Genomic DNA, 24901 nt, shown 5'->3' on the forward strand with positions numbered 1-24901 from the left:
GCAGTTATAGCGGACTAATGTCAGAGAGTTTGTTATTTTTGTATATCAATTCCAATCAGACCCGGGGAGAAGGAATTATAAAGCGTTCATCGTAAGTTCAAACACTTTTCTAACACTCACTATATTATCTAGTATATGCAAATCATTAGGAGGACGAGATCGTATCAATAAAAAAGGGCCAAGCAACTCCAGCATCCTCTGGTAGTCACCTAGCCCTATTCCTTTAACCCTTATTACTTCGCGTTAACCAATTGCCCCCGTGTAACCCCCAGCTGGTTGGTAGCCTTCAAGCTCTTCCATACCTGCGTACCAGAGATCTCACCACGTAGGGCGCGGCTATAGAGACTAATTACTTCAGCAACTTGCTCTGGTGTCTCTTCCAGGAACTCCACGCGGTACGAGGATACGCCTAGATCACGGAAATTGTTCAAATACTCCGCACCAGATTGCTCAACTGCGTTATAAACGGTATTACGGCAGCCTTCATCCACACGAACTGGATGTGACATTCCAATACGGTCTTGCAGGGAAGCGCGATGCTCTTCACACGGACGGCCACAGTTCGTAAAGTCTGTGCCTTCACTCATGAAGGTACAGTATACACAGTGCTCTGTATGGAACATCGGCAAATGCTGATGGATTACGATCTCCATACGAGAAGTATCGCTGTGCTCAAGCAGGTCAACCATCTGTTGAATGTTCAAGTCATAGGATGGTGTTACCATGTCACAGCCTGCCTCCAGGAACAGGTCTACTGCCTTATGATTGGCGATATTCAGTGAGAAATCGCCGATCAGGCGTGGATGCACGGCATCAGGCTGCTCTTGGCGGCGGCGCAGGTAATAATACAGCGCGCCTGTGTTGCGTACTAACACGGCATCAGGCTGCAAGCGCAGGATATTGGCGTGGTAGCCGTTCTCGCCCGGCATATGAATGCGCGGCGTGGCCAGCGCGATGCTGGCCCCTGCAGCCCGTACCGCATCTACCGCTGCCGGGAACTGCTTGATAAACTCGAAGTCGGCGTAGATATTTCTCACGCCGGCCTCGAGCGCAGCCTGCACCTGCGGCAGGCTGCGGCACAGCGCGGTGAGCTCCGCTTCACCAGCGCGCTGCGGAGCGACGCCCCTGCGGGTAGCGTCGCCGTAGACCTCGATCGCCCGTTTCACGTACACGGGCGGTTTCGGGCGCTCGCCCGCAAGCAGCTCCACCGCTTGGCGGCGGATGCTGTTCAGCTCGCGCATAGGGACGATCACGTCGCCTTGCAGATGCGACTCTAGCGCATCAAGCTGGAACACGGTCCCGCCCAGGCGGCCGAATTGTTCTTCCAGCAGCGCGGTATCCATCGGACGCTTTTGCGCGGTTTCCAGCGCGAGCTCCGAGTCCACACGGACGGTAACGTTCTTCTGAACGTCCGTCCACCAAGTGGTCAGCTTCTCGCCGACGCAGCCTTGCACTCGCACATGTACCGGGAATACCCGGTACGGCTTCTCAGTCTCATACGTCTGACGTAGCGCCTTGTCTAGCGCAGGGTCATTCGTCTTCCAAATGCGGTCACCAACATTTAGACGGCGCAGGTCTACATCATTACGACCCGCTACGATGTCGATGATCCAGCCTTCTCCTGCTTCACCTTCGAGCTTCACACCTTTACGACGAAGATCGTAAACACGTCCACCTTCTTCTTTTTTCGTCGGATCCCCTGCATCAAACACGATTCCGTCTCCGCGCTTAAGCGGTGCATGAATACGGCAGACTACGCCGTCACGAAGAATTTGTTCAACTGTTCCGAGATATACACCCCGGCTTTTCGGGAAAGTGCCGTCTACGAGCTTTTTATTGTTCGTTCCATCTAGGAAACCATGCGTGAAACCGCGGGAGAAGCTTTGTTGCAGTTCACGAACTTCTTCCTTCGATGGTTTGGACATATCGCCATCAAAATACCGATCAATTGCCTTACGGTACTTACTAACTACATTCGCAACATATTCTGGGGTCTTGAGACGCCCTTCGATTTTAAAAGAAGTTACGCCCGCCTCGATCAGCTCAGGCATAAGATCAATAGCTGCCAAATCCTTAGGGGAGAGCAAATAAGTCACATCACCCATTGGTTTAACTTCGCCATCCACCATCAGATCATAAGGCAGACGGCAAGCCTGAGCACATTCTCCCCGGTTCGCGGAACGTCCGCCCCACATTTCGGAAGTCAAACATTGACCTGAATAAGACACACACAAGGCACCGTGCACAAATACTTCCATCGGCAGACGGGCTTGCTCCCCAATCGTCTTAATTTGTTTCAGATTGTTCTCACGACCGAGTACCACACGTTCCAAGCTGAAAGGCTTAGTGAACTCGACCGCCTCCGGGGAAGTAATCGTCATCTGTGTCGATCCATGAATCGGGAAGTCTGGTGAGATTTCACGAATCATTTTGACCAAACCTAAATCCTGGACAATCACTGCGTCCACACCAGCATCTACACAAGCGTCAATCAGTTCTTTAGCATCCGTCAATTCATTTTCAAAAACCAGTATATTAAAGGTCAGGAAACCCTTCACACCATAACTATGCAAAAACGCCATAATTTCCGTCAGCTCGTCCATGCGAAAGTTGTTCGCTCTCGCCCGTGCATTAAACTTCTCTACGCCAAAAAAGATAGCATCCGCTCCGTTCGCTACCGCCGCACGCATGCAGTCCCAGTCACCTGCAGGTGCCAATAGCTCCACGTCTTCTCTGCGTATTTGTTGCTCTTTCATTTATATCCTCCCAAACCGCCATGTGGCGGGTCATTTCTAGTTGATTAACTTGATAATTGTATCAAATATCACATCTCAGCGCCATGTGTTTACCAACATTTATATAAAGAAAAGAACGCCCCACGCCATTTTGGCTACAGGGACGTTCTCGTCTAATTGAATTACACTCTACTATTAGTTAGTAAAGAACTCCAAACATCCCTAAACTACTCATTCCCCGTAAACCGAAACGACTGGAGCGTTTTATCCAACAAAGCTTGCTGTTCTGCAGTAGCATTGGCATCATTCAGCGTAACAGTAATCGTGTAGACCACCTCATTTTTGCCAAAAACAACTTGCTTACTGCGGAGAGGAACACCATTTTTGATTTGATGCACAGTAAGGGTCGTAGCAGGAACACCAGCAAAGGTAGACTCCACTATACTTTCAATGTGAGGACCTTTAGGATCATTATTTTTATTCTGATAAGAATCTTTGAGCATATTTACAGCATAATCGAATGAGTCCTCAGGTTTCGAGTTGATCTGGAAACGTCCTCCGATGAACCGATACTCTACCAGTTGTGTCTCGAATACATCTTGATTGGGTGTCCATAAACGTGGAATGTCGATGGCATAGCCGTATCTTTTGGATACTTTGGTTATCGTTTTATTCTTGATTATCTTATAATCATCACTAGCGATTCGGCCGAAGTTCTCCTTCATGTGATCAAAATCAATATCAATCGAGGATATAATGGCTTTAAACTTGGCCTTATCTTCTTCTTGTCCAGCAGGTGTCACATATTCAAAATAATACCGATACCCGTTCTTGAGCACGAGTGCCTGATATTCTGTCGTCCAACCGTTGCCAAAACTCAGCTGTGTCTCACTTATTTGCGCAGGTACGCCGGAGATTTCAGACTTCATGCTGTCCTTAAAAACATAAGCGTCCGATACAAAGTTCTCTTGCTTTTTTGTCTTCAACTCTTCAGCCCAGCTCTCTAGTGTAGAACCAGCAGGCGCCGATGTAATCGCCACACTCAAATGACTTCCTTGTTTGCTTTCATAATAGAAATGCTGGTCATCCTTAGTCCAAGCAGCAGGAACCTGTAGTGAGATGCCATAGTCCTCATTATAGGCTTCACTTAAGCCATTCTTTACGGTAGAGAGATCACGGATTTTGTTATCCTTAGTGTCAAAAGAGGGTCGAAAAGAGCCCAGCAATCCTGCATATTTGGCTAAGTCTTTATAATGAGTGGCTTTTTCATCGGTCAAATACATCTCGTAAAGTCTACCTTCAACATAGATCAGCCTGCTTTCCCAGAGTGCTCCGCTGGAATCTTTACTGACCAATCGTGCATAGGGTACAGAGGCTTTCGGAAACGACTCCTGATCTAATATCAGCTCACCGCCTAACTCGACTTCCCGGACTAGTTGTTCTAATAACCCGTCTGCATCAACAGCAACTGCCTGATCACTTGCATGAATCTCCAAATAATAAAGATTGTCCGTACTGGAGAAAGTAGCCACACTCTCATCACCACCGCTATTTCCAGCAATCAATCCAGACGGATAATTTAGTGTCCATCGAAAATAGCTGTTCCCAATTTGCGTCTTCCCCACATCGCTATCAATACCAGTATCCACTGGCACATCGCCTTCATTATCTGCAGGAACTAAGGTAATGACGAGTTCTCCACCGTTACCTTGGGAAAGAGTTGCACCCAGGATGCTGGCCACAAAACGCAGCGGCACCATCAACACACCTGAAACCATCTGAGGAGCGGAGGTGAGTTTAACTTTAGTCTCATCCTTCCAGGCACTAATACTACCAATCATCATTAACCCTGTATGAGAGCCGTACGTTACTTTCACTATATCATTTCCTTCTAAGGAAACCTTGCTGCCAAATGTCTTTTTAAAAACCCCGAGCGGTACCATAACCGTTCCGTTCTCCATATAAGGCCGCTCGATAGTCACCTTCTTACCATTCACCGTAGCTGAAGTACTGCCAACTTTAAGACTCAGCTGTAGCTTCTCTGTTTCTGCTGCCCGTGCGGTTTGTATCGGTAATATAAAAAATAGCAATAATAAAGCCAGCATCGCACACAATCCTTGTGTTAAAACTTTAAAGCCCATTTACCGTCCCCCTCTCAAGTTTCCTGATCACTCTTCCGTATGCTCGTCCCCATCTGTTCCAGAACTGTCTTCACTTAACAGGGGATCACCCTGAGTGAGCACGACCTTACGGACGACAATATCCCCATCACTTTGCATAACCAATCGTACCGTCTTACCCGGAGAATAGCTTTTGAACAATTCATTAATATCAACTAGTGAGACCACACGGTGGCCGTCAATGCTGTACAAGACATCGTCTTCGGCAACACCCGCCTTGCGTGCTTCAGCAGATATCACTTTTGTTACGGTAAGTGGATCAAGCGTTGGCAAGCCCACAATCGAGGACCAACTCGGCTCTAACTCCAGTCCAAGACTCGGGTGTTTTACTTCACCGTACTTAAAAAGCTGGTTCATAATATACTGCACGGTATCCGCCGGTATAGAGAAGCCCATATTCTCCACACCCACCGCTGAGTATTTCAGGCTGTTTATTCCCAGCACTTCGCCCTTCATATTCACTAGCGGGCCTCCGCTATTTCCGGGATTAATTGCTGTATCACTTTGGATCAGGCGATAAGCCGCAGCTACTTCACGGTTAAGGCCACTTATAACCCCTACCGTCGCTGAATTCCTTAGAGAAAAGTTAATCGGTGTTCCGATGGCCACTACCTTCTCACCAACAACGGTTTTGCTGGTCGATGGAATAAACTTTGCAGGTTTAAGGGAGGTTGCATTGATTTTGATCAGGGCCAAATCACTAACTTCATCGAGATATGTTTCTTTAATGCTGTAGGTTTTGGAGTCTGACGTCACTACCAAGGCATTCTGCAGATCCTTGATGACATGTGCATTGGTTACGATCCATCCGTTCGACTTCACAATAATGCCAGAGCCATGCGTCAGATTGTACCGATCATCCGGTCCGCTATTCCCGCCACTATCGTCTTTGCCGATAATGCCCACTACGGAGGGGGTGATACTTCTAATAATCCCTGGGACAGGGTCTTCAGCTGCTGTAGAATTTTTGATTTTGTTTTTCTGGGTTGTCGTCGCCGTGCTAACCTTCTTAGTCGTACTACCAAACGCATAAACCGACTCACTCCATACTCCTGACAGCAACACACCACATAACAGCAGGCCCAATCCTTTCTTCACCAGCTTCTCCCCAATCCTCATCAACCTTCACCAGACCCTCTCTCTGCACATGGATAAATTTTACATTATATAATTTGAAAAAAGACACCTTCAATGCGCCCACGGCGTTAAAGGAGTCTTTTGGTGCAAAGCTGTTCAATTAAATTCTTTCGTTAACTTAACCAATGCATCACCATGGCATAGTCAGAGATTATAAAAACCAACAAACTAACCGCTCCGAAAGCAATGGCGAACTTGTTCTTCTGGGGAGCTCTCAGTAACCGAACGACTCCAACCAAAATTAGGATCGTGAATAAAATCATAAAAACATCAAAGGTATGAAATTTAGACGGTCCTTGCGCGGCAACTTCTGCAAGTAGCATTACCTTACCTCCTCAAAAATGTTGTCAAGCAAGATCCAGTATTCCCCATATCCTCTTCTATGTTATCGCTACCATTTGGGCGATGCAATAGGTTTTGTAGAAAAATTATGTATTTGTCGCAAAAAATATATTTTAACCCTGCAAAATCCGCAAAAATGATGATATTAGTCACTGACGTTTAGCTTTCGATCAAAAAATTACGTGAATCTAACCAGAGATAGCATGCGTCGTGAAGGTTCAAAGAGGAAACCAGTTAGTGCTTTAAAGGTACTTTTTTGAAGGTACTTTTTAAAGTACTGAGGAATCAATTTGGAGTTCAGTTTAAAATTCAGAGATAGAACTTCACACTTGCGTTCAAATCCTACGTTTTTCAAGAATTAGGGAAACCCTCCCTAAAATCGTACGATTATCAGATCAATTTGAGGTTTTTAGGGAATTTCTCCTTAAAAATCATTAGAAATCCTGCTAAAAGAATGTAACTCCCTGATAATTAGGGAGTTTTTACCGGGTTTCATCTTTTATGATCTAGAAACTCAGATTTTTAGGGAGGTTTTCCCTAATCTAATAAAACATTCGTTTGATAGAGTTAAGTCTATAACAATTAGTTATTAATTTTTCAAGGAACCATTGCGTCTATTGCTCTCCTATTACTCGCCTATTGCATCCTATTACCCATTAAGCATACCAATAGCAACAGCATACTACTCATTAAATCTTACGACGGACATGCCCTACTTATGCCTATCTCATCTATGATTTTGTTTTCTTTTTATAGGAGTCATATAACGTTTACTAGAACACTCACATCAGAACGGATAATGGCTCTAATTTACAGGTGACTACTAGCATTTTACCTATCAATTGTTTTTCACAAAATAATGATTTCGGAAGGACAACAAACAAAAAGGTCATGGCAAATTGCCGTGACCTTTTTCATTTAGTAGTTATACTATCCAGCTATTTATAGCTTAGACGGTTTCTGCCGTCTCAAGCATAAGGGCTTTGGTACGCTCTGTATCACGAATCAGAACCGGCTTCAGATACTTACCTGTGTAAGACTCCGTAACGGTAATGAGCTTCTCTGGTGTTCCTGTTGCCAGCACAGTTCCGCCGCCACTGCCGCCCTCTGGTCCCATATCGATGAGATAGTCCGCGGTTTTAATAACGTCCAAATTATGCTCAATGACGAGAACTGATTCTCCGGAATCCACCAAGCGATGCAACACTTCTAGTAAACGACCAATGTCATCCACATGCAGACCTGTTGTCGGCTCATCCAAAATATAAAGGGTCTTACCGGTACTACGGCGGTATAGCTCGGAAGCCAATTTCACGCGCTGCGCTTCACCACCGGATAATGTGGTACCTGGCTGACCAATCTTGATGTAACCAAGACCAACATCCATCAGTGTTTGCATTTTACGATGGATACGAGGGATATTCACGAAGAATTCTGTAGCATCCTCTACCGTCATCTCCAGCACATCAGAGATGTTTTTCCCTTTATACTTCACTTCCAGAGTTTCCCGGTTATAACGCTTGCCCTTACATACTTCGCAAGGAACATAGACATCCGGCAAGAAGTGCATCTCAATCTTGATAATTCCGTCCCCGCGGCAAGCTTCACAGCGTCCGCCTTTTACGTTAAAGCTAAAGCGTCCCTTTTGGAAACCGCGTACCTTTGCCTCATTCGTCTTCGAGAACAGATCACGAATGTCGTCAAATACACCCGTATAGGTTGCTGGGTTAGAACGTGGTGTACGCCCGATTGGTGATTGGTCGATTTCAATTACTTTATCGAGATTTTCCAAGCCGCGAATTTCTTTGTGCTGACCCGGACGTACCTTCACAGCCTTATTCAGTTGCCGTGCCAAGCTCTTATAAAGAATCTCGTTAATAAGCGACGATTTACCGGAACCAGAAACACCTGTCACCGCTGTAAACACACCTAATGGAATCTTCACATTCACATTTTTCAGGTTATTCTCCTTAGCCCCACGGATTTCTATCCATCGATCATCAGTAGCACGACGCTTAGCGGTTACCGGAATAAATTTACGACCACTTAAATAATCACCCGTTAAGGAATTCGGATCCTTCATAATTTCTTCCGGTGTTCCTTGCGCCATAACTTGTCCACCGTGGATACCCGCACCCGGTCCGATATCAATAATATAATCCGCTGCCATCATCGTGTCTTCATCATGCTCAACAACAATCAGCGTATTCCCTAAGTCACGCATATGCGCAAGGGTCGAGATGAGGCGATCATTATCCCGCTGATGCAGGCCAATACTTGGCTCATCCAGAATGTACAACACACCCATCAAGCTCGAACCAATCTGAGTGGCCAACCGGATACGCTGTGCTTCCCCACCAGACAGTGAGCCTGCTGCACGGCTAAGCGTCAAATAGTCCAAGCCTACATTTACAAGGAATCCAAGCCGATTACAAATCTCTTTTAAAATGAGATTGGCGATGGCTGTTTCTTTTTCGCTCAATTTTATCTCTTCAAACCAATGCTGACAGTCACCAATCGAGAGATCGGTAATGTCCGAAATATTTTGTTCGTTGATCGTCACCGCCAAAATTTCTTTCTTCAGACGTTTGCCTTTACATACATGACAAGGCTTTGCACTCATGAATCCTTCGATAAATTCACGAATGCCATCCGAAGCAGTTTCACGATAACGCCGCTCAAGGTTAGGAATAATCCCTTCAAAAGCAACCATCGCATCTTTCTTTTGTCCAAAATCATTCTCATATTTGAAGCGAACCTTCTCACTGCCTGTACCATTTAGTAGTTTGTTCATATGATCAGGTGTTAAACTGCTCACTGGAACGTTCTGTGGAATATTAAAGTGTTCACACACGGATTTCAAAAATTGCGGATAGTAATTGGAGGTACTTCCTGTCCAAGCTAAAAAAGCGCCCTCTTCAATGGATTTCTCAGCATCAGGAATAAGCAGGTCTGGATCGACCACCATCTTCATGCCAAGTCCATCGCACTCTGTGCAGGCTCCGAATGGACTGTTGAAAGAGAACATCCGTGGTGCCAACTCTTCAATACTAAAACCACAAATCGGACAAGCGAAGTTAGAGCTGAACAGCAGCTCTTCCTGACCGATGATATCCACAAGGATTTTACCGCCCGAAAGTTTAAGTGCCGTCTCCAGTGAATCCGTCAGCCGGGTCTCCACATCGTCTTTAACGACGATCCGGTCTACAACAACTTCTATAGTGTGTTTTTTATTCTTCTCAAGTTCAATATCCTCAGACAGATCTCTTAGCTCACCGTCCACACGCACACGTACGAACCCTTGCTTAGAAATGTCTGTGAAGAGTCCTTTGTGTTCCCCTTTACGTCCTGAAATAATAGGCGCTAGGATTTGCAAACGAGTCTTCTCTGGATACTGCATAATCCGGTCTACCATTTGTTCAACGGTCTGGGAAGTAATCTCAATTCCATGCTCTGGACAATGAGGGTGACCGATCCGTGCGAAAAGCAGCCGTAAATAGTCATAGATCTCAGTTACCGTACCTACTGTGGAACGAGGGTTGCGACTTGTTGTCTTCTGATCAATAGAGATTGCCGGGGATAATCCGTCTATCGAATCCACATCCGGCTTCTCCATTTGCCCCAAGAACTGACGAGCATAAGCGGACAAAGATTCAACATAACGCCGCTGTCCTTCAGCATAAATCGTATCAAATGCAAGCGACGATTTACCTGAGCCGCTCAGTCCCGTCAGCACGACGAAACGGTCACGTGGAATCGTCACATCGATGTTTTTGAGATTGTGCGCCCTCGCGCCTTTAATTACAATATTTTCGTTCGCCAACGGAACCTCTCCTTAATGAATCAAATATCAACAAATATCAAATATCAAAGCTTTATCAAAAGCGTTTTCGATCCCTCCCAAACCCTCCCTTCCAAGGGAGGGCCCCAAGGGTTGCACCCTCTGGACACCCGCATTTATTGGCGAAGGAGGTTGGTAGGACGGGACTTAGTGACAGTGCTGCTTGGAGCGCTTATCCCTACGGGACCGCTTGGACGTTAGGCGCACACTAGCTAAGTGCGGGAAGTGCAAGATTACCGCAACTGCTATAACGTTGCAGGGCGCTGTCCCTGCGGGATACGCGTAAGTGCTAAGAGCATTGCGGAGCACTCTCCCTACGTAATACACGTAAGTGCTAAGCTGTCCCTGCGGGATGCGTGTCCATCTATTTATTCAAAAAGAACGGCCTGGACAGCACCGTTCATTTACATATTTTAAATATCGGTGATGCATTTAAGGTTTATTACTCGGCCCGAAGCTCCAGCAAAGCATCACGCAGCTCTGCCGCGCGCTCAAATTGCAAGTTCTTCGCTGCGTCCTTCATCTCGGCTTCCAGACGCTGGATCAGGCTTTGTTTCTCTTTCTTATTCATCTTGCCACCAACACCCGTGAGGTAATCCGCTTTAGTCTCAGCAACCTTCGTTGCCTCGATGATGTCACGCACCTTTTTATTAATGGTGGTTGGGGTAATGCCGTGTTTCTCATTATGGGCGATCTGGATGGCGCGGCGACGCGATGTTTCGCTCATCGCTTTCTCCATCGAATCCGTGATCCGATCACCGTACATAATGACTCGGCCCTCGGAGTTACGGGCCGCACGACCAATCGTCTGAATTAGCGAACGCTCGGAACGAAGGAAGCCCTCTTTATCGGCATCAAGTATAGCGACCAGCGATACTTCCGGTAGATCGAGACCTTCTCTTAGCAGGTTAATCCCTACTAAAACATGGAATGTACCCAGACGAAGATCCCGCAAGATCGCCATCCGTTCCAGTGTTTTGATATCAGAGTGCATATACCGAACCTTAATCCCAATTTCCTTAAAGTAATCTGTCAGATCCTCCGACATCTTCTTCGTCAACGTTGTGACGAGGACGCGTTCGTCTCGTTCTACCCGATCACGAATCTCACTAATCAAGTCATCGATTTGTCCCTCTGTAGGACGAACCTCAATGATCGGATCTAAAAGACCTGTAGGCCGAATAATCTGCTGCACCATGGTGTCACAGTGCTCCATTTCATAAGGTCCCGGTGTCGCAGAAACATATACGATCTGCTTCACCTTTTCTTCGAATTCCTCAAACTGAAGTGGACGGTTATCGAGCGCAGACGGCAAACGGAAACCATGCTCTACCAGTACCGTCTTACGCGCCCGGTCACCGTTATACATCGCCCGAATCTGCGGAAGTGTAACATGGGACTCATCAATAATGATCAGCATATCATCCGGAAAATAATCCATTAATGTATATGGGGTTGCCCCTGGTTCACGGAAGGTGAGTGGTCCGGAATAGTTCTCAATCCCTGAGCAGAAGCCCACTTCCTTCATCATTTCAATATCATAACGTGTCCGCTGTTCCAGACGTTGAGCTTCAAGAAGCTTTCCTGCGTCACGAAGAACCGTTAAGCGGTCTTCCAGCTCTTTTTCAATGTTGACCAGTGCTACACGCATTGTTTCTTCTTTGGTAACAAAGTGAGACGCCGGAAAAATAGCGACATGATCGCGTTCCCCGATCAGTTCACCCGTCAGCACATCAATCTCAGTGATTCGCTCAATTTCATCACCGAACAATTCGACCCGAATGGCATGCTCACCCTGAGATGCCGGGAAAATCTCAACCACATCACCACGTACACGGAAGGTTCCGCGTACAAAATTGATATCATTACGCTGGTACTGGATATCCACTAGCCTGCTCAAAATCTCATTTCGAGGCTTCTCCATCCCAACCCGCAATGACAAAAGCAAGCTTCCATATTCCATCGGCGAACCGAGGCCGTAAATACAAGACACACTCGCCACAATAATAACGTCACGCCGTTCGAACAAGGAGCTCGTTGCGGAGTGGCGCAATTTATCAATCTCTTCATTAATACTGGAGTCTTTCTCGATATAAGTATCGGAGGAGGGAATATACGCCTCTGGTTGGTAATAGTCGTAGTAGCTGACGAAATAGTCTACCGAATTATGCGGAAAAAACTCCTTAAACTCACTCGCCAGTTGGGCAGCCAAAGTCTTGTTGTGCGCAATAACTAATGTCGGGCGGTTTAATTTGGAAATAACTTGTGCAACGGTAAACGTCTTCCCCGTACCCGTCGCGCCCAGCAGCGTCTGGTGCTTCTTGCCCTGCCGGATGCCTTGTAGTAATTCCTCTATGGCATGAGGCTGATCGCCCTGGGGTGTATACTCGGACTCCAATTCAAAAGTCTTCGTACTGACGACAATATCACTCATTTGCCCGTCTCCCCTCTATCGTCTAAACTAGATTAATATATTATAATTGTTGTCTGAATGTTCTCTCTCCATACGATAGCAAGCTAAACGCCTTTGGCGTCTCTAAAAGACGTTAAGCGTTTGTGCGAGAATTATAAGGTTTAAGTATAACGTGAAACTTATACTTTCTTATAATTAAAAATATGGAAGATAAGAATATGTGTTCCCGTTCATTATACAGTGTTGACTAGATCGATGCAAACCATAATACATAGAAATGTTAGGAGCTTGAAGCATGGATATTACCTCAATAATTGGCCTATTGGCTGGACTGGCTGCGTTAATCGGCGGCTATCTCTGGGAAGGCGGAAGCCTCTCAGGACTGCTGCAGCTTAATGCGGCTTTGATTGTGTTCGGGGGTACATTTGCCGCCGTTATGATCAGCTTCCCGGCATCTAAGCTGCGCTCCATTCCAACAGCACTACGCATGGCTTTCGGCAGCAACCCTGATCGTGATATGGAAAAAGCTGAAGAACTCATTGCAATGGCAACCGTGGCCCGTCGCGGCGGCGTTTTAATGTTAGAAAAACAAGCTGAAGAACATCCGGATTCTTTTACACGTGAAGGTCTGCTTCTTATTGTCGACGGCACTGATCCTGAGCAGGTAAGACAGATTTTGGAACTGGAAATGGACGCTAAAGAATTGAAGCATGAGAACTATGCTAAGATTTTTGAAGCTGCTGGTGGATATGCACCAACGATGGGAATTATCGGGACGGTGATGGGTCTCATCCGTGTACTTGGCAACCTTACAGATCCGTCAAATCTGGGCACATCTATCGCAGTAGCGTTCACTGCAACGTTGTACGGTGTAGCCATCGCTAATTTAATATTTTTACCCATTGCCTCCAAAATCAAATCCCGCAGTCAAAGTGAGCTACATAGCATGGAAATGCTGCTAGTAGGTATTCTTTCTCTACAGAATGGGGATCATCCACTGCTGGTACGTAAAAAAATGAACTCATTCATCTCAGACTCGGACACGAATGACCGTGCGGAAACTAGAGGCCTTTTATGAGACAAAGAGACCGGCGCAAGCGGCGTGTAGAGACTCGGGAAAGCCGTGACCGTTGGATGATTACTTATGCAGATCTAATTACACTTTTACTTATTTTTTTCGTTATATTGTATGCGATGAGCAGCCTGGATACTGACAAATATAACATCGTGACAGGCTCGTTATCCGAGACCTTCAAGTCTGGAACCACTGTCCTTGAGGGTGGGAACGGTATTTTAGATGCTGGAAAATCAACTGAGAACAAACCGGAAAGTACAGACGGAAATGAGGATGCAGCTGCAACTGCAAGACCGAATGACGGATCTGGTGAACAAGCGGAGAATGAAACACCTTCGGCACGTGAGCTCGCTTTTCGAGAACAAGAGACTAAACTTGCTGAATTAATGGGTGTGATCACCCACTATGTGGAGGAAAATAATCTCGGAGAACAAATTTTTGTTGCTGACAAACCGCAGGGTATAGAAATCACACTCAGTGATCGTTTTCTATTCGATATAGGTAAGGCAGACCTGAAATCACCAGCCTTCCCTGCTCTTCAGCAGTTATCTGGTTTATTCAAAGACATCGGCGCAAAGATTAGCATTGAAGGACATACCGATAATACGCCCGTATCCTCGGCTTCTCAATTTAACGACAACTGGGAGCTGTCTGGTGCTCGTGCGCTATCTGTACTTCGCTTTTTTCTAGACCATGAAGGACTGAAGCCGGATACTTTTCAATACGCAGGTTATGCTGACACCCAGCCCACCGCAGATAATACCACGATAGCAGGTAAGCAGAAGAACCGCCGTGTAGAGATCATTGTGCTGCGGCAGCTTCAAGAGGGTGAATAAAATATTGATTGTACTCAGAGCTAGATATAGTAGTTAGTGCGGGTGCGAATCTGCTATCAACATACTAAAATGGACTTGCCACTATTAATTACGGAAATACTCCCTGATTAATCCCCTATTTAGTCAAAAATAGCGGTTTCACCGGAATTTTCAGGGAGAAATTCCCTAAAACTCTTTGTGTCACGCTATATTCGTCTAAAATGAGGGAGGTTTTCCCTAATTCCACAACAGCAGATTCGCTTTTAAATAAAATCAAATAATTCCGAGACGTCCCAGGGTATGACGCAAAAATCCCCACCCACCTCTAAATAAAAATACCAAACAGCAAGTCCCCAAAAACAGAAACTTGCTGCTACAAATATCACTCGCGATAAAATTAATATACTGTGAAAAATCCCAATTACTCTCCTACCAATGCACGATATCCGGCTGCATCCAGCAGACCTTTTACAGCATCAGCATACTCTCCGTCCACTTCAATTTCAAAAATCCAACCCTCGCCATACGGCTTATCGTTGATCAGCTCCGGACTAGCCTCTAAACCGTCATTAATCTTGGTAACCGTCCCCGAGACGGGTGAATATAATTCCGATACAGTCTTAACGGATTCGATACTGCCTACGCTGTCACCGGCTGAAATGGCCGAGCCCACTTCTGGAAATTCCACAAATACGATATCGCCTAACAAATGCTGAGCATGATCCGTAATCCCAATACGTACTACGCGTCCTTCCACTTGCTGTGCCCACTCATGCTCTTCGCTGTAAAGAAGGTGATCTAAAACTTCACTCATTTCAAGCCGCCTCATTTCCAAATTGGAATTCTAAATTTAGTTATAGCCTAAGTGATCCCAGAGCAGAATGTCAATATTACTAACAGTAAAATAAATTTGTCGTTTTTTTGACTTTTTCTTGTTGACAGCGCCCTCCTATACCCGTTTAATGGAGACATACAAGAAGAAACGACGTTGTCGTCTTTTTTATAGACGATAACCGTTTCTCGGAGAAATATAAAACAAATACAGTTGCGGATGATGGCATAGGGAGAGACTGTCTCACTTGAAGACGGCGCCGAAGGAGTAAGCCCTAACAGGGGTGAATCTCTCAGGCAAAAGGACCTTTGTCGGACGTACCTCTGGAGAGCATCAGACGCGGGGCTGAGTGCGTCAGGTCACCAACGGGGAAACTTGCAGGTTCGTTACGGCAGGGTAACTCTCAGGTACAAAGGACAGAGCAGAAAGCGATTAGTGCATTTATGCATGATTGCTTCTGCCTGTCCTTTTTTTCGTATCTAATCAGACTAGGGGAGTGACGATATGGATGCTTTGAAAAGAACACCTTTTTACGATCTCTATTCCGCTTACACGGAGTCCAGGTGCATTGATTTTGGCGGCTGGGAGCTGCCAGTACAGTTTACAGGTATCGTGAAGGAGCATGAAGCTGTTCGCCAGCAGGCTGGACTGTTCGATGTATCGCATATGGGTGAATTCATGGTGATCGGGAGCGGTGCTGAAGCCTTTTTACAAAAAATGACGACCAACGATGTCAGCCGCCTGACCGATGGTGCGGCACAATATACGCTGCTCTGTTATCCAAACGGCGGTGTGGTCGACGATTTGCTCGTGTACCGAATAAGTGAAGGCCGTTATATGCTTGTCGTAAATGCCTCCAACATCGATAAGGACTTCCAGTGGCTGCAAGAGCATCTGACCTCTGAATTCGGTGAAGTCACACTCACTAATGTCTCTGACGAGACGCTTTTGCTTGCCTTGCAAGGCCCATTGGCAGAGACCATACTCGCGAAAGTTACTGATGCTCCGATCTCAGAACTCAAGCCCTTCCACTTCATCGAACGCGCAACCGTCTGCGGTGTAGAAGTACTGATCTCCCGTACGGGTTACACCGGCGAAGATGGCTTCGAGATCTACGCTCCGCTGGATGGGGCAGCAACGTTATGGAACGGCCTACTCGCAGCTGGCACTCCTCACGGATTAACACCTGCTGGACTGGGCGCCCGTGATACGCTGCGTTTTGAAGCAAAATTGCCGCTGTACGGTCAGGAGCTGTCAGCTGACATCACCCCTCTTGAAGCTGGAGTACAGTTCTTTGTGAAGCTGGACAAAGCGGACTTTATCGGTCGCGATGCGCTAGTGCAGCAAAAAGAAGCCGGTCTACCCCGACGTCTGGTCGGCTTAGAAATGATTGACCGGGGCATTCCGCGCTCCCATTACCCAGTCTATGCGAACGGCGTTAAAATCGGAGAGGTCACAACCGGAACCCAATCACCAACGCTGAAACGCAATCTGGGATTAGCTTTGCTTGATACAGCTTACAGTGAAATAGGCACAGAGGTATTCGTAGAGATACGCGGCAAGCAGCTTAAGGCTGTCGTGATTAAAGCCCCTTTTTACAAGTATAAACGCCTTTAGCGTCCATATTGGGACGGTTAGCTTTTAAGCGAGAAATAGAAGGATAAAGTATAGCGTGAAAATTGTACTTTCTTATATTTTAAAAAAGCCAAGGAGTGAAACCTTAATGAAGCACCGTTATCTGCCCATGACAGCACAGGACCGCGTAGAGATGATGGAAACCGTCGGGATTCAGTCCATAGATGAGCTGTTCTCCGATATTCCTGAAGCCGTCCGTTATCAAGGCACTATGCCGATGTCTGAACCACTCGATGAGTACGCCCTGCTACGTCACATGAAAGGTCTCGCTGACCGAAATGCTGATTTCGATTCGCACGCCAGCTTCCTCGGCGCCGGATTATATGACCATCACATCCCTGTGGTGATCAACCATGTCATTTCCCGTTCTGAATTCTACACTGCTTACACCCCTTATCAACCGGAGATCAGCCAAGGCGAACTGCAGGCGATCTTCGAATTCCAATCCTACATTTGCGAACTAACCGGTATGAAAGTAGCCAATGCCAGCATGTATGATGGCGCAACCGCATTATCCGAAGCAGCAGTCCTCGCAGCTGGTGCTACCAAACGCAAAAAATTAATTGTTTCCCGCACCGTTCATCCTGAAGCGCGCCAAGTGTTACGCACATCGGCTAATGCTTGGGGGCTTGAGGTCGTGGAGATTGACTATAAAAACGGCGTTACCGATCAGGTGAAGCTTGCTGAAGCCATTGATGGTGATACAGCCGCAGTACTGATGCAATCGCCTAACTTTTTTGGCAGCATCGAAGATCTTAGCTCTGTTGAGCCGCTGATCCATGCTGTTAAAGGGTTGTTCGTCGTCAGTGCAAATCCGATCGCTCTTGGCGTACTAGAAACACCAGGCAAGCTCGGAGCCGACATCGTAGTCGGTGACGCTCAGCCACTTGGTATTCCAGCTTCCCTCGGCGGTCCAACCTGTGGATTCTTCGCGGTAGCTGAGCACTTGATGCGTAAGATGCCGGGCCGTATCGTAGGCCAAACGGTTGACCGTAACGGGAAACGCGGCTTCGTTCTGACGCTGCAAGCACGGGAGCAGCATATCCGCCGAGAAAAAGCTACCTCGAACATCTGCTCCAATCAGGCGCTGCTGGCTCTCTGCGCATCGGTTTACTTGTCCGTTATGGGCAAAGAAGGTATGCGTGAAGTAGGCGAGCTAAACATTCGTAAAAGCCATTATGCCGCTGATAAACTTAGCCAACTAACAGGTGCTGAATATGCCTTCTCCTCCCCCTTCTTTAACGAGTTTGTCTTGAAGCTTCCTGAGGGAAGCAGCGTTAGCGCAATTAATTCGAAGCTGCTGAAGGAAGGTTATTTAGGCGGTTATGATCTGGGCCGTGATTATCCTGAACTTGCTGGACATATGCTGGTAGCCGTTACGGAAAAAAGAAGCAAAAACGAAATCGACCAATTCGCTAGCGCACTGGAGGGCTGTTTATGAAACCGGAGCAAAGTCTAATTTTTGAATTAAGCCGTCCCGGCCGTTCGGCCTATTCTTTGCCACTGTGCGATGTGCCGCAGGAAGAAAGCTTAGAATCTCTGATTCCATCAGGTTTACTCCGTAGCGAACCCGTCGTGCTTCCAGAAGTATCGGAAGTGGATGTCATTCGCCACTACACTTCCTTGTCACGCCGCAACTTTGGGGTAGATAACGGCTTCTATCCACTCGGTTCATGTACGATGAAATACAATCCGAAGATTAACGAAGATGTTGCCCGCATCGTAGGCCTAGCTAAGATCCACCCTTACCAGCCAGAAGAAAGCATTCAAGGCGCACTGGAATTAATGTATACCCTGCAAAATGACTTGTCTGCACTAACCGGCATGGATGCTGTATCTTTACAACCTGCCGCAGGTGCTCATGGGGAATGGACCGGTCTCATGATGATCCGCGCCTACCATGAAAGCCGCGGCGAGACCCGCACGAAGGTTATCGTGCCGGATTCCTCACACGGCACCAATCCTGCTAGTGCTTCAGCCGCAGGACTTGAAACGATCACGATCCCATCCACAGATAAAGGGATGGTTGATCTTGAAGCGCTGCGGACAGCAGTCGGCAGCGATACTGCCGCGCTGATGCTGACTAACCCAAGCACACTCGGCTTGTTCGAGACCCAAATCGTCGAGATTGCTGAGATCGTGCATGAAGCAGGCGGCTTGCTCTATTACGATGGAGCGAACTCCAATGCTATTATGGGCATTACCCGCCCCGGTGATATGGGCTTTGACGTTGTGCATTTGAACTTGCATAAGACAATGAGTACCCCGCACGGCGGCGGTGGCCCTGGAGCCGGACCTGTTGGCGTAAAATCCATCCTGATTCCGTTCCTACCACAACCAACTGTGGTGAAAAACGAAGATAACAGCTTCTCACTCGACTTCGGCGGACCTGAATCCATTGGACGCGTGAAAGCTTTTTACGGCAACTTTGGTATTCTGGTTCGTGCCTACGCCTATATCCGTACCTATGGCCCAGATGGACTGCGTGAGGTATCCGAAAATGCCGTGCTGAATGCGAACTATATGATGCACCGTCTGGCGCCGTATTTTGAAATTCCGTATCCGGGCGTATGTAAGCATGAATTCGTAATGTCCGGCAAAAACCTCAAGCAGTATGGTGTGCGCACCTTAGACGTTGCTAAACGATTACTCGACTTCGGCTACCATCCGCCAACCGTGTACTTCCCTCTGACTGTTGAGGAATGTATGATGATCGAGCCTACGGAAACCGAAAGTAAAGAAACGCTCGACGGCTTCATCGATACAATGATCCAGATCGTGAAAGAAGCGCAGGAGACACCGGAGATCGTAATCAACGCACCGCATACCACAGAGATTAGCCGTTTGGATGAGACACAAGCCGCGCGTAAGCCGGTATTGAATTGTTCTTGCGGTTAATAGATAGTGAGCAATATTAAAAAAGCAGGCCACGATAATCGGTTTATCGTCGGCCTGCTTTTTAGTATGCGAATAAAAATCAACACTATGATCTACTCGGCCTGCACCTTCGCAAAAATCTGGAGCTATGATATTCTAATTTGGAGGGTAGCGTTTTCCCCTTAGAAAGGAATGTATTCCTTGTGAAATTTGAATTTGTCCATAATGTATTCCACAGAAAATATTTATTGTCCCTTCCCTATTTGCTCCTCGCATTATTTATGTTATCCGCCTTGTCTTCGTCCCATAGAATATTCTCTATCATCCCTTTCATATTAATTATGCTAAATGCGTTGTATATCGTTGTAAAAATCATAATTTATAAAATCAAAACTTAGATCTCTCGCACTGTTCAAATACGCAAGTAAATTCTCATTTTCTAAATAATAAGACCCTTCCCTGCATCATTTAAAATGACTGAGAAGGGCCTGTTTCAGTTGTTTATCACTATAACTTTTTGAAATTAAGCACCATGCGTCGGAATTTCTACTTTCACCGCGCCCTTGCGCTCCTTAGCCGATTTACGGAAGTAGAACAGCTCGTAAATCGCTGGAACCACAACCAGCGTAAGCAGCGTTGCCGCGGTCAAGCCACCGATGACCACAATCGCCAAGCTTTGCGAGACGATGCTGCCCATCTCGGCATGGCCGAACAGCAGTGGAGTCATGGCGCAAATGGTAGCAATTGCCGTCATCAGAATCGGACGCATCCGTGTTCCTGCCGCTTCCAGAATGGCTTCGCGAACACCCATATGCATTTCATTCTGCTTAATACGGTCGATAAGCACAATCGCATTCGTGACGACGATACCAATTAGCATCAGAGCCCCGAACAGGGAAGTGAAATCAGGTGTTACGCCGGATACGATCAGCCCAACAATCGCCCCAATCGCAGCCAATGGCAAGGAGAACATGATTGCCAGCGGAGCACGAAGGGTTTTGAAGGTGAGGACCATGATCAGATACACCAACCCGATGGAGATCAGCGCTGTCATACCAAGGTCAGCGAAATCCTCTGACTGATCCACCGAGGCTCCGCCTGCAAATAGAGTCACACCCTTTGGAAGGGTAAGACTATCGGTTTGTTTTTTAATATCCGCTCCGATTTCAGACACCTTCTTCGGATCCACTTCCGCTGTGATTCTCGCATATGGCTTCCCATCTTTATGGAACAACAGTGCTGGTTCATTCCGAACCTCATAGGTTGCTAGTTGTGACAACGGCTTTGGACCTTCAGCAGTCATGAGCGTCATTGCTTTTAAATCTTGCTCTGTCTTTGGCTCAGCTATAGGATCTAACACTACTCCTGCAAACGTACCGTCCAGTTCGATTTGCCCCATAGGGATCGGATTCAGCATAGCCGACAATTGCATGGTAATTTCTTGTGCATTCGTCTGTACTGGATCTACCTTAAATGTAAAGACAGGTTTGGTATCCTCCATATTGCTACTGACCTTCTGAATACCCTCCACAGTCTTCAGCTTATCCGTAACTTCTGCTGCAACAGCAGTAATATCAGTAAGATTATCACCCACGATATCAATATACTCGCTAGTGGAGCTTGAACCCATCATACTCATTTGATTGGCCACCAGGGTTGCTCCTGCATAGGAATCCTTTACATCACGAACATAATCGATGAAGCCTTGCGCATCTGCACCTTTTTTCATAACAACGGTATAGTCCACTAAGGTCTCTGAGCTGACACTCCCCCATTGTGCTGCGTCCGCACTATTCCCAGACTGCATGATCACTGTTTCTGCTTCTGGACGTTTCATCAGATCTTGCTCTAGCTGCTTTCCTTTTTCCAAAATCTCTTTAACAGGAACATCCTTCGGATAGTTCAACTGAACAGAGACATAGCTGGCATCTGAAGCATCAAGCGCACCTTTTGGCATCGTCATATAGGCTGCGATGGAGCCAATCAGAAGCAGAAGACCTAGGGATAAAGTGATCCATTTCCGGCGAAGATTCCAATCAAGGAATCGGGTAAACCATTTAGATGGCTCATGTTCTTTCATAGAAGTTCTTCTGAGCAGCCATGAGCTTAACAATGGAACCACCGTCAAGGCTACAACGAGTGAAGTAAGCAATGAATACGTTACAGTTAAGGCAAACGGAAGCAGGAAAGCCTGCAAACTACCACGCAGAAGACCCATCGGCAGAAATACCGCTACCGTTGCAATCGTAGATGAAGTAATCGCTCTAGCCACTTCCCCAGTTGCACTTATGATCATTTCACGGGAGAAGGGTTCTTTTTGCAGCCTACGGTAAATGTTCTCAATGACTACGATACTATCATCCACCAAGCGACCGACCGCAACAGCCACACCACCGAGCGTAATAATATTCAGACTTATACCGGATATATCCAATAGATATAAAGTAACTGCTAAGGAAAGCGGGATAGAAACCGCCGTAATCAGAGTTGCCCGCAGGTTGCGCAGGAACAACAGAATCACGATCGTAGCGAACAACGCGCCAAGCAATACTTCACGCATCATACTGTTCACCGAGGTAACCACCATATCTGATGTGCTGAATACCACCGCTGCTTCTGCATTTGGAATGGTTTTGTTAATATGTGCTACGGTATCTTGGATATGATCTCCGACACTCACTGCATTTGCGTTAGCTTCTTTGGTTACTATGGCGAAAAGAACATCTTTCCCATTCGAGCGGCTAACGCTTTCTTGATCCTGCTTCAACTCGACAGCAGCAATATCCTGTAGCTTAACGCCCGCGGAAACAGGAAGTTTTTTTAACGTATCGATACTATCTATCGCAGAAACCACGTTAACATTCCCTGTCTGACCCCCAATCGTCTGCTCGCCAAGGGATGCTGATACATTACGTCCTTGAAGTAACCCTAACACTTGAGGCGTCGTAATACCTTTTTCAGCCATTAATTTCGGATCTAGCTTCACTCGCACTTGCGGAGTTACTTTGCCATATAAGGCGACGTTGGCTACACCTTCAGCTTGTTGCATCTCTGGAATGATCGTTTCTTCCGCAAGCTTAAGGTTTTCTTTAGTTAGCCCTTCATCAAACGAAAGCGTAACCTGCGACACGGGAATCATGGAAGTATTCAATTGAAGTACAAAAGGAGCCATCACCCCTTCAGGGAATTGCAACGAATCTACAACCTTTTGCACCTCCCCAGCAGCATCCTTCATATTCGTTTTCGAATCATAAAAAATATTCACCTGTGCGTATCCGTCTCCGGAAGTAGACAATATTTCTTTCTTTCCCTTTACAAAAGCAGCCCCAGCCTCAATCGGCTTCGTAACCTTTGTTTCCATCGCATGGGCATCCTGGCCCGGACCGAGCACCGTTACAGTCACTTGCGGATTATCCGCCTCTGGCATAAATTCCATCGGCAGCGAAGTGTAGCTCAGCCCTCCCACTACTAGCGCCATTACCACTAAAAGCCCTACCGCCGCCTTGTTACCGAACGACCATTTGGTTAACCATTTCATACTCGTTTCCCCTTCCACCCCGTATATTTCTGGTACTCCTTTTATGACTGCCCCATTATGTATTATTTTCCATCCCGAGATTTAGTTTAGACATTTTTAGCCGAAGTCAAAACAGCCCTACGGCTGGTTTTATACTCCGTCTTGAGGCGGGGAACTTTCTCCTTCTGAAGTACAGGAAACTAGAGCACAAAAAAAAAGCGCCCCATAAGCCATGTAAATGACTTATAGGGCGCCCTTTTCTTTTGCTTTATTTCTCTCCAGCGCGCACTGGATCGCGGAACATATATTTTAAGAGTGGTGGTGTTACAAGTGTAGTTACAATGACAACAATAATTACCGAAGTGAAATACTGCTGCTGCAACAATCCGCTACTCAGACCTGTTGCCGCGATAATCAATGCAACCTCACCCCTAGAAATCATCCCTGAACCAATAATAAGCGAGGAATGGTTATTAAAACCTGTAAGACGCGCACCCAGACCGCCACCAAACAATTTGGTCAGAATGGCAATCACCGTCAACAAGAGGACAAATCCCAGTTGACTGCCAACTCCTTCAAAGGAAACATTAAGTCCGATACTGACAAAGAAGACCGGAACAAAAATCGAATAGGCAATAGGCTCCAGCTTAGATTCCACAGTGTGCTTAAAGGAGGTTTGAGAAATAGCAATCCCAGCTGCAAAAGCACCGATGATGCCTGCCATCCCCATAATTTCAGCAAAATACGCGAACGCAAAGCAAATCATTAGCGCAGCTGCGATAACAGCCTCTGTCACCTTTAGCGGAGCCATCCATTTCATCACCCGCGGCACAACAAACCAACCCACAACAAGCGCTACAGCGAAGAACAGCACTTTTTTCGTAATTAAAAGACCAATGGATACTGATTCTCCTGTGCCAAAAAAACTCATTAATACAGCGAGCAAAATAACAACCAGAATATCATCCACTACAGCGGCTCCCAGAATGGTAGAACCTTCCCGTGTATTTAGCTTATTCATATCCTTCAGCACCTGTACTGAAATGCTAACCGATGTTGCACTAAGAATGACGCCCATAAACATAGCATTATGATAAGCAAATCCAAACATTTCTCCGATGGCGAATCCACCTAGAAAAGGTAAAATAATACCTCCGACGGCTACTGCGAAAGCTGACTTCCAGTTCTTGCGCAGTTGCTCCAAATCCGTCTCAAGCCCTGCTATAAACATTAACAATAGAACACCGATCTCCGAAAAATAATGAATAAACTCTCCATTTTGAATCCAACCCAGTACCGCAGGACCCAGTATAATACCGACAATTAGCTTACCCAGTACCGACGGTTGTCCCAGTCGTACAGATAAATCACCAGCTAGCTTGGTGAATAGTATAATCAGCATAAGATATAGAACAAACTCCATGTTTCATCCACTCCCTTGTTGTATATAAGAACTGCCAACCAGGGACTTCTCCAAGCCAAAAAAAGACAAAGAGGAGCCC

Annotated in this window: 14 protein-coding genes and 1 riboswitch; of the genes, 5 read left to right on the forward strand and 9 right to left on the reverse strand. The window is 46.5% G+C overall.

Annotation, left to right across the window (positions count from 1 at the left end):
- Nucleotides 1-233 precede the first annotated feature (233 nt).
- The 6 genes from CA600_RS14465 to uvrB form a co-directional block, all read right to left on the reverse strand.
- Nucleotides 234-2756: a DUF3656 domain-containing U32 family peptidase gene (locus CA600_RS14465; RefSeq protein WP_094870846.1), complete on the reverse strand. Its 2523-nt coding sequence runs from the start codon at nucleotides 2754-2756 to the stop codon at nucleotides 234-236.
- A gap of 206 nt (nucleotides 2757-2962) precedes the next feature.
- Nucleotides 2963-4876, reverse strand: a complete 1914-nt coding sequence (locus CA600_RS14470; protein WP_094870848.1) for a stalk domain-containing protein — start codon at nucleotides 4874-4876, stop codon at nucleotides 2963-2965.
- Between the two features lie 27 nt (nucleotides 4877-4903).
- The gene (locus tag CA600_RS14475) at nucleotides 4904-6013 is read right to left on the reverse strand and encodes a S1C family serine protease (protein WP_256989854.1); all 1110 of its coding nucleotides are present in this window, start codon (nucleotides 6011-6013) and stop codon (nucleotides 4904-4906) included.
- Between the two features lie 152 nt (nucleotides 6014-6165).
- A complete protein-coding gene (locus CA600_RS14480) occupies nucleotides 6166-6375 on the reverse strand; it encodes a hypothetical protein (protein ID WP_042192275.1) in 210 nt (69 codons plus the stop codon).
- A gap of 968 nt (nucleotides 6376-7343) precedes the next feature.
- Nucleotides 7344-10217, reverse strand: a complete 2874-nt coding sequence (uvrA, locus tag CA600_RS14485) for an excinuclease ABC subunit UvrA (RefSeq protein ID WP_094870852.1) — start codon at nucleotides 10215-10217, stop codon at nucleotides 7344-7346.
- Nucleotides 10218-10677: 460 nt separating this feature from the next.
- The gene (gene uvrB, locus CA600_RS14490) at nucleotides 10678-12669 is read right to left on the reverse strand and encodes an excinuclease ABC subunit UvrB (protein ID WP_076286987.1); all 1992 of its coding nucleotides are present in this window, start codon (nucleotides 12667-12669) and stop codon (nucleotides 10678-10680) included.
- A gap of 274 nt (nucleotides 12670-12943) precedes the next feature.
- On the opposite strand from uvrB, the gene CA600_RS14495 reads away from it, so the two are divergent.
- Nucleotides 12944-13726 (forward strand): flagellar motor protein, encoded by a 783-nt coding sequence (locus CA600_RS14495; protein WP_094870854.1) that lies wholly within the window; start codon nucleotides 12944-12946, stop codon nucleotides 13724-13726.
- Nucleotides 13723-14559, forward strand: coding sequence for a flagellar motor protein MotB (locus CA600_RS14500; protein ID WP_094870856.1), 837 nt, complete (start codon nucleotides 13723-13725; stop codon nucleotides 14557-14559). Before CA600_RS14495 ends, CA600_RS14500 begins: the two co-directional genes overlap by 4 nt.
- Before the next feature lie 400 nt (nucleotides 14560-14959).
- Here the strand turns inward: CA600_RS14500 and gcvH are convergent, their stop codons facing one another.
- Nucleotides 14960-15352, reverse strand: coding sequence for a glycine cleavage system protein GcvH (gcvH, locus tag CA600_RS14505; RefSeq protein WP_094870857.1), 393 nt, complete (start codon nucleotides 15350-15352; stop codon nucleotides 14960-14962).
- 237 nt (nucleotides 15353-15589) lie between these two features.
- Nucleotides 15590-15688: riboswitch (glycine riboswitch) on the forward strand.
- A 186-nt stretch (nucleotides 15689-15874) separates the two neighbouring features.
- On the opposite strand from gcvH, the gene gcvT reads away from it, so the two are divergent.
- The 3 genes from gcvT (at nucleotide 15875) to gcvPB (ending at nucleotide 19903) form a co-directional block, all read left to right on the forward strand.
- Entirely contained in the window at nucleotides 15875-16987 is a 1113-nt protein-coding gene (gcvT, locus tag CA600_RS14510) for a glycine cleavage system aminomethyltransferase GcvT (protein WP_094870859.1), read from the forward strand.
- 106 nt (nucleotides 16988-17093) lie between these two features.
- Entirely contained in the window at nucleotides 17094-18446 is a 1353-nt protein-coding gene (gcvPA, locus tag CA600_RS14515; protein WP_094870861.1) for an aminomethyl-transferring glycine dehydrogenase subunit GcvPA, read from the forward strand.
- A complete protein-coding gene (gene gcvPB, locus CA600_RS14520) occupies nucleotides 18443-19903 on the forward strand; it encodes an aminomethyl-transferring glycine dehydrogenase subunit GcvPB (protein WP_094870863.1) in 1461 nt (486 codons plus the stop codon). Before gcvPA ends, gcvPB begins: the two co-directional genes overlap by 4 nt.
- 502 nt (nucleotides 19904-20405) lie before the next feature.
- Here gcvPB and CA600_RS14525 read toward each other — a convergent pair.
- Both CA600_RS14525 and CA600_RS14530 read right to left on the reverse strand, forming a co-directional pair.
- The gene (locus CA600_RS14525) at nucleotides 20406-23420 is read right to left on the reverse strand and encodes an efflux RND transporter permease subunit (RefSeq protein WP_094870865.1); all 3015 of its coding nucleotides are present in this window, start codon (nucleotides 23418-23420) and stop codon (nucleotides 20406-20408) included.
- A gap of 247 nt (nucleotides 23421-23667) precedes the next feature.
- Nucleotides 23668-24822 carry a cation:proton antiporter gene (locus tag CA600_RS14530; protein ID WP_094870866.1) on the reverse strand — a complete coding sequence of 385 codons (1155 nt, stop codon included), beginning with the start codon at nucleotides 24820-24822 and terminating at the stop codon, nucleotides 23668-23670.
- Nucleotides 24823-24901 lie beyond the last annotated feature (79 nt).

The organism is Paenibacillus sp. VTT E-133280 (assembly GCF_002264385.1).
GTDB classification, from domain to species: Bacteria; Bacillota; Bacilli; order Paenibacillales; family Paenibacillaceae; genus Paenibacillus_AQ; species Paenibacillus_AQ nitricinens.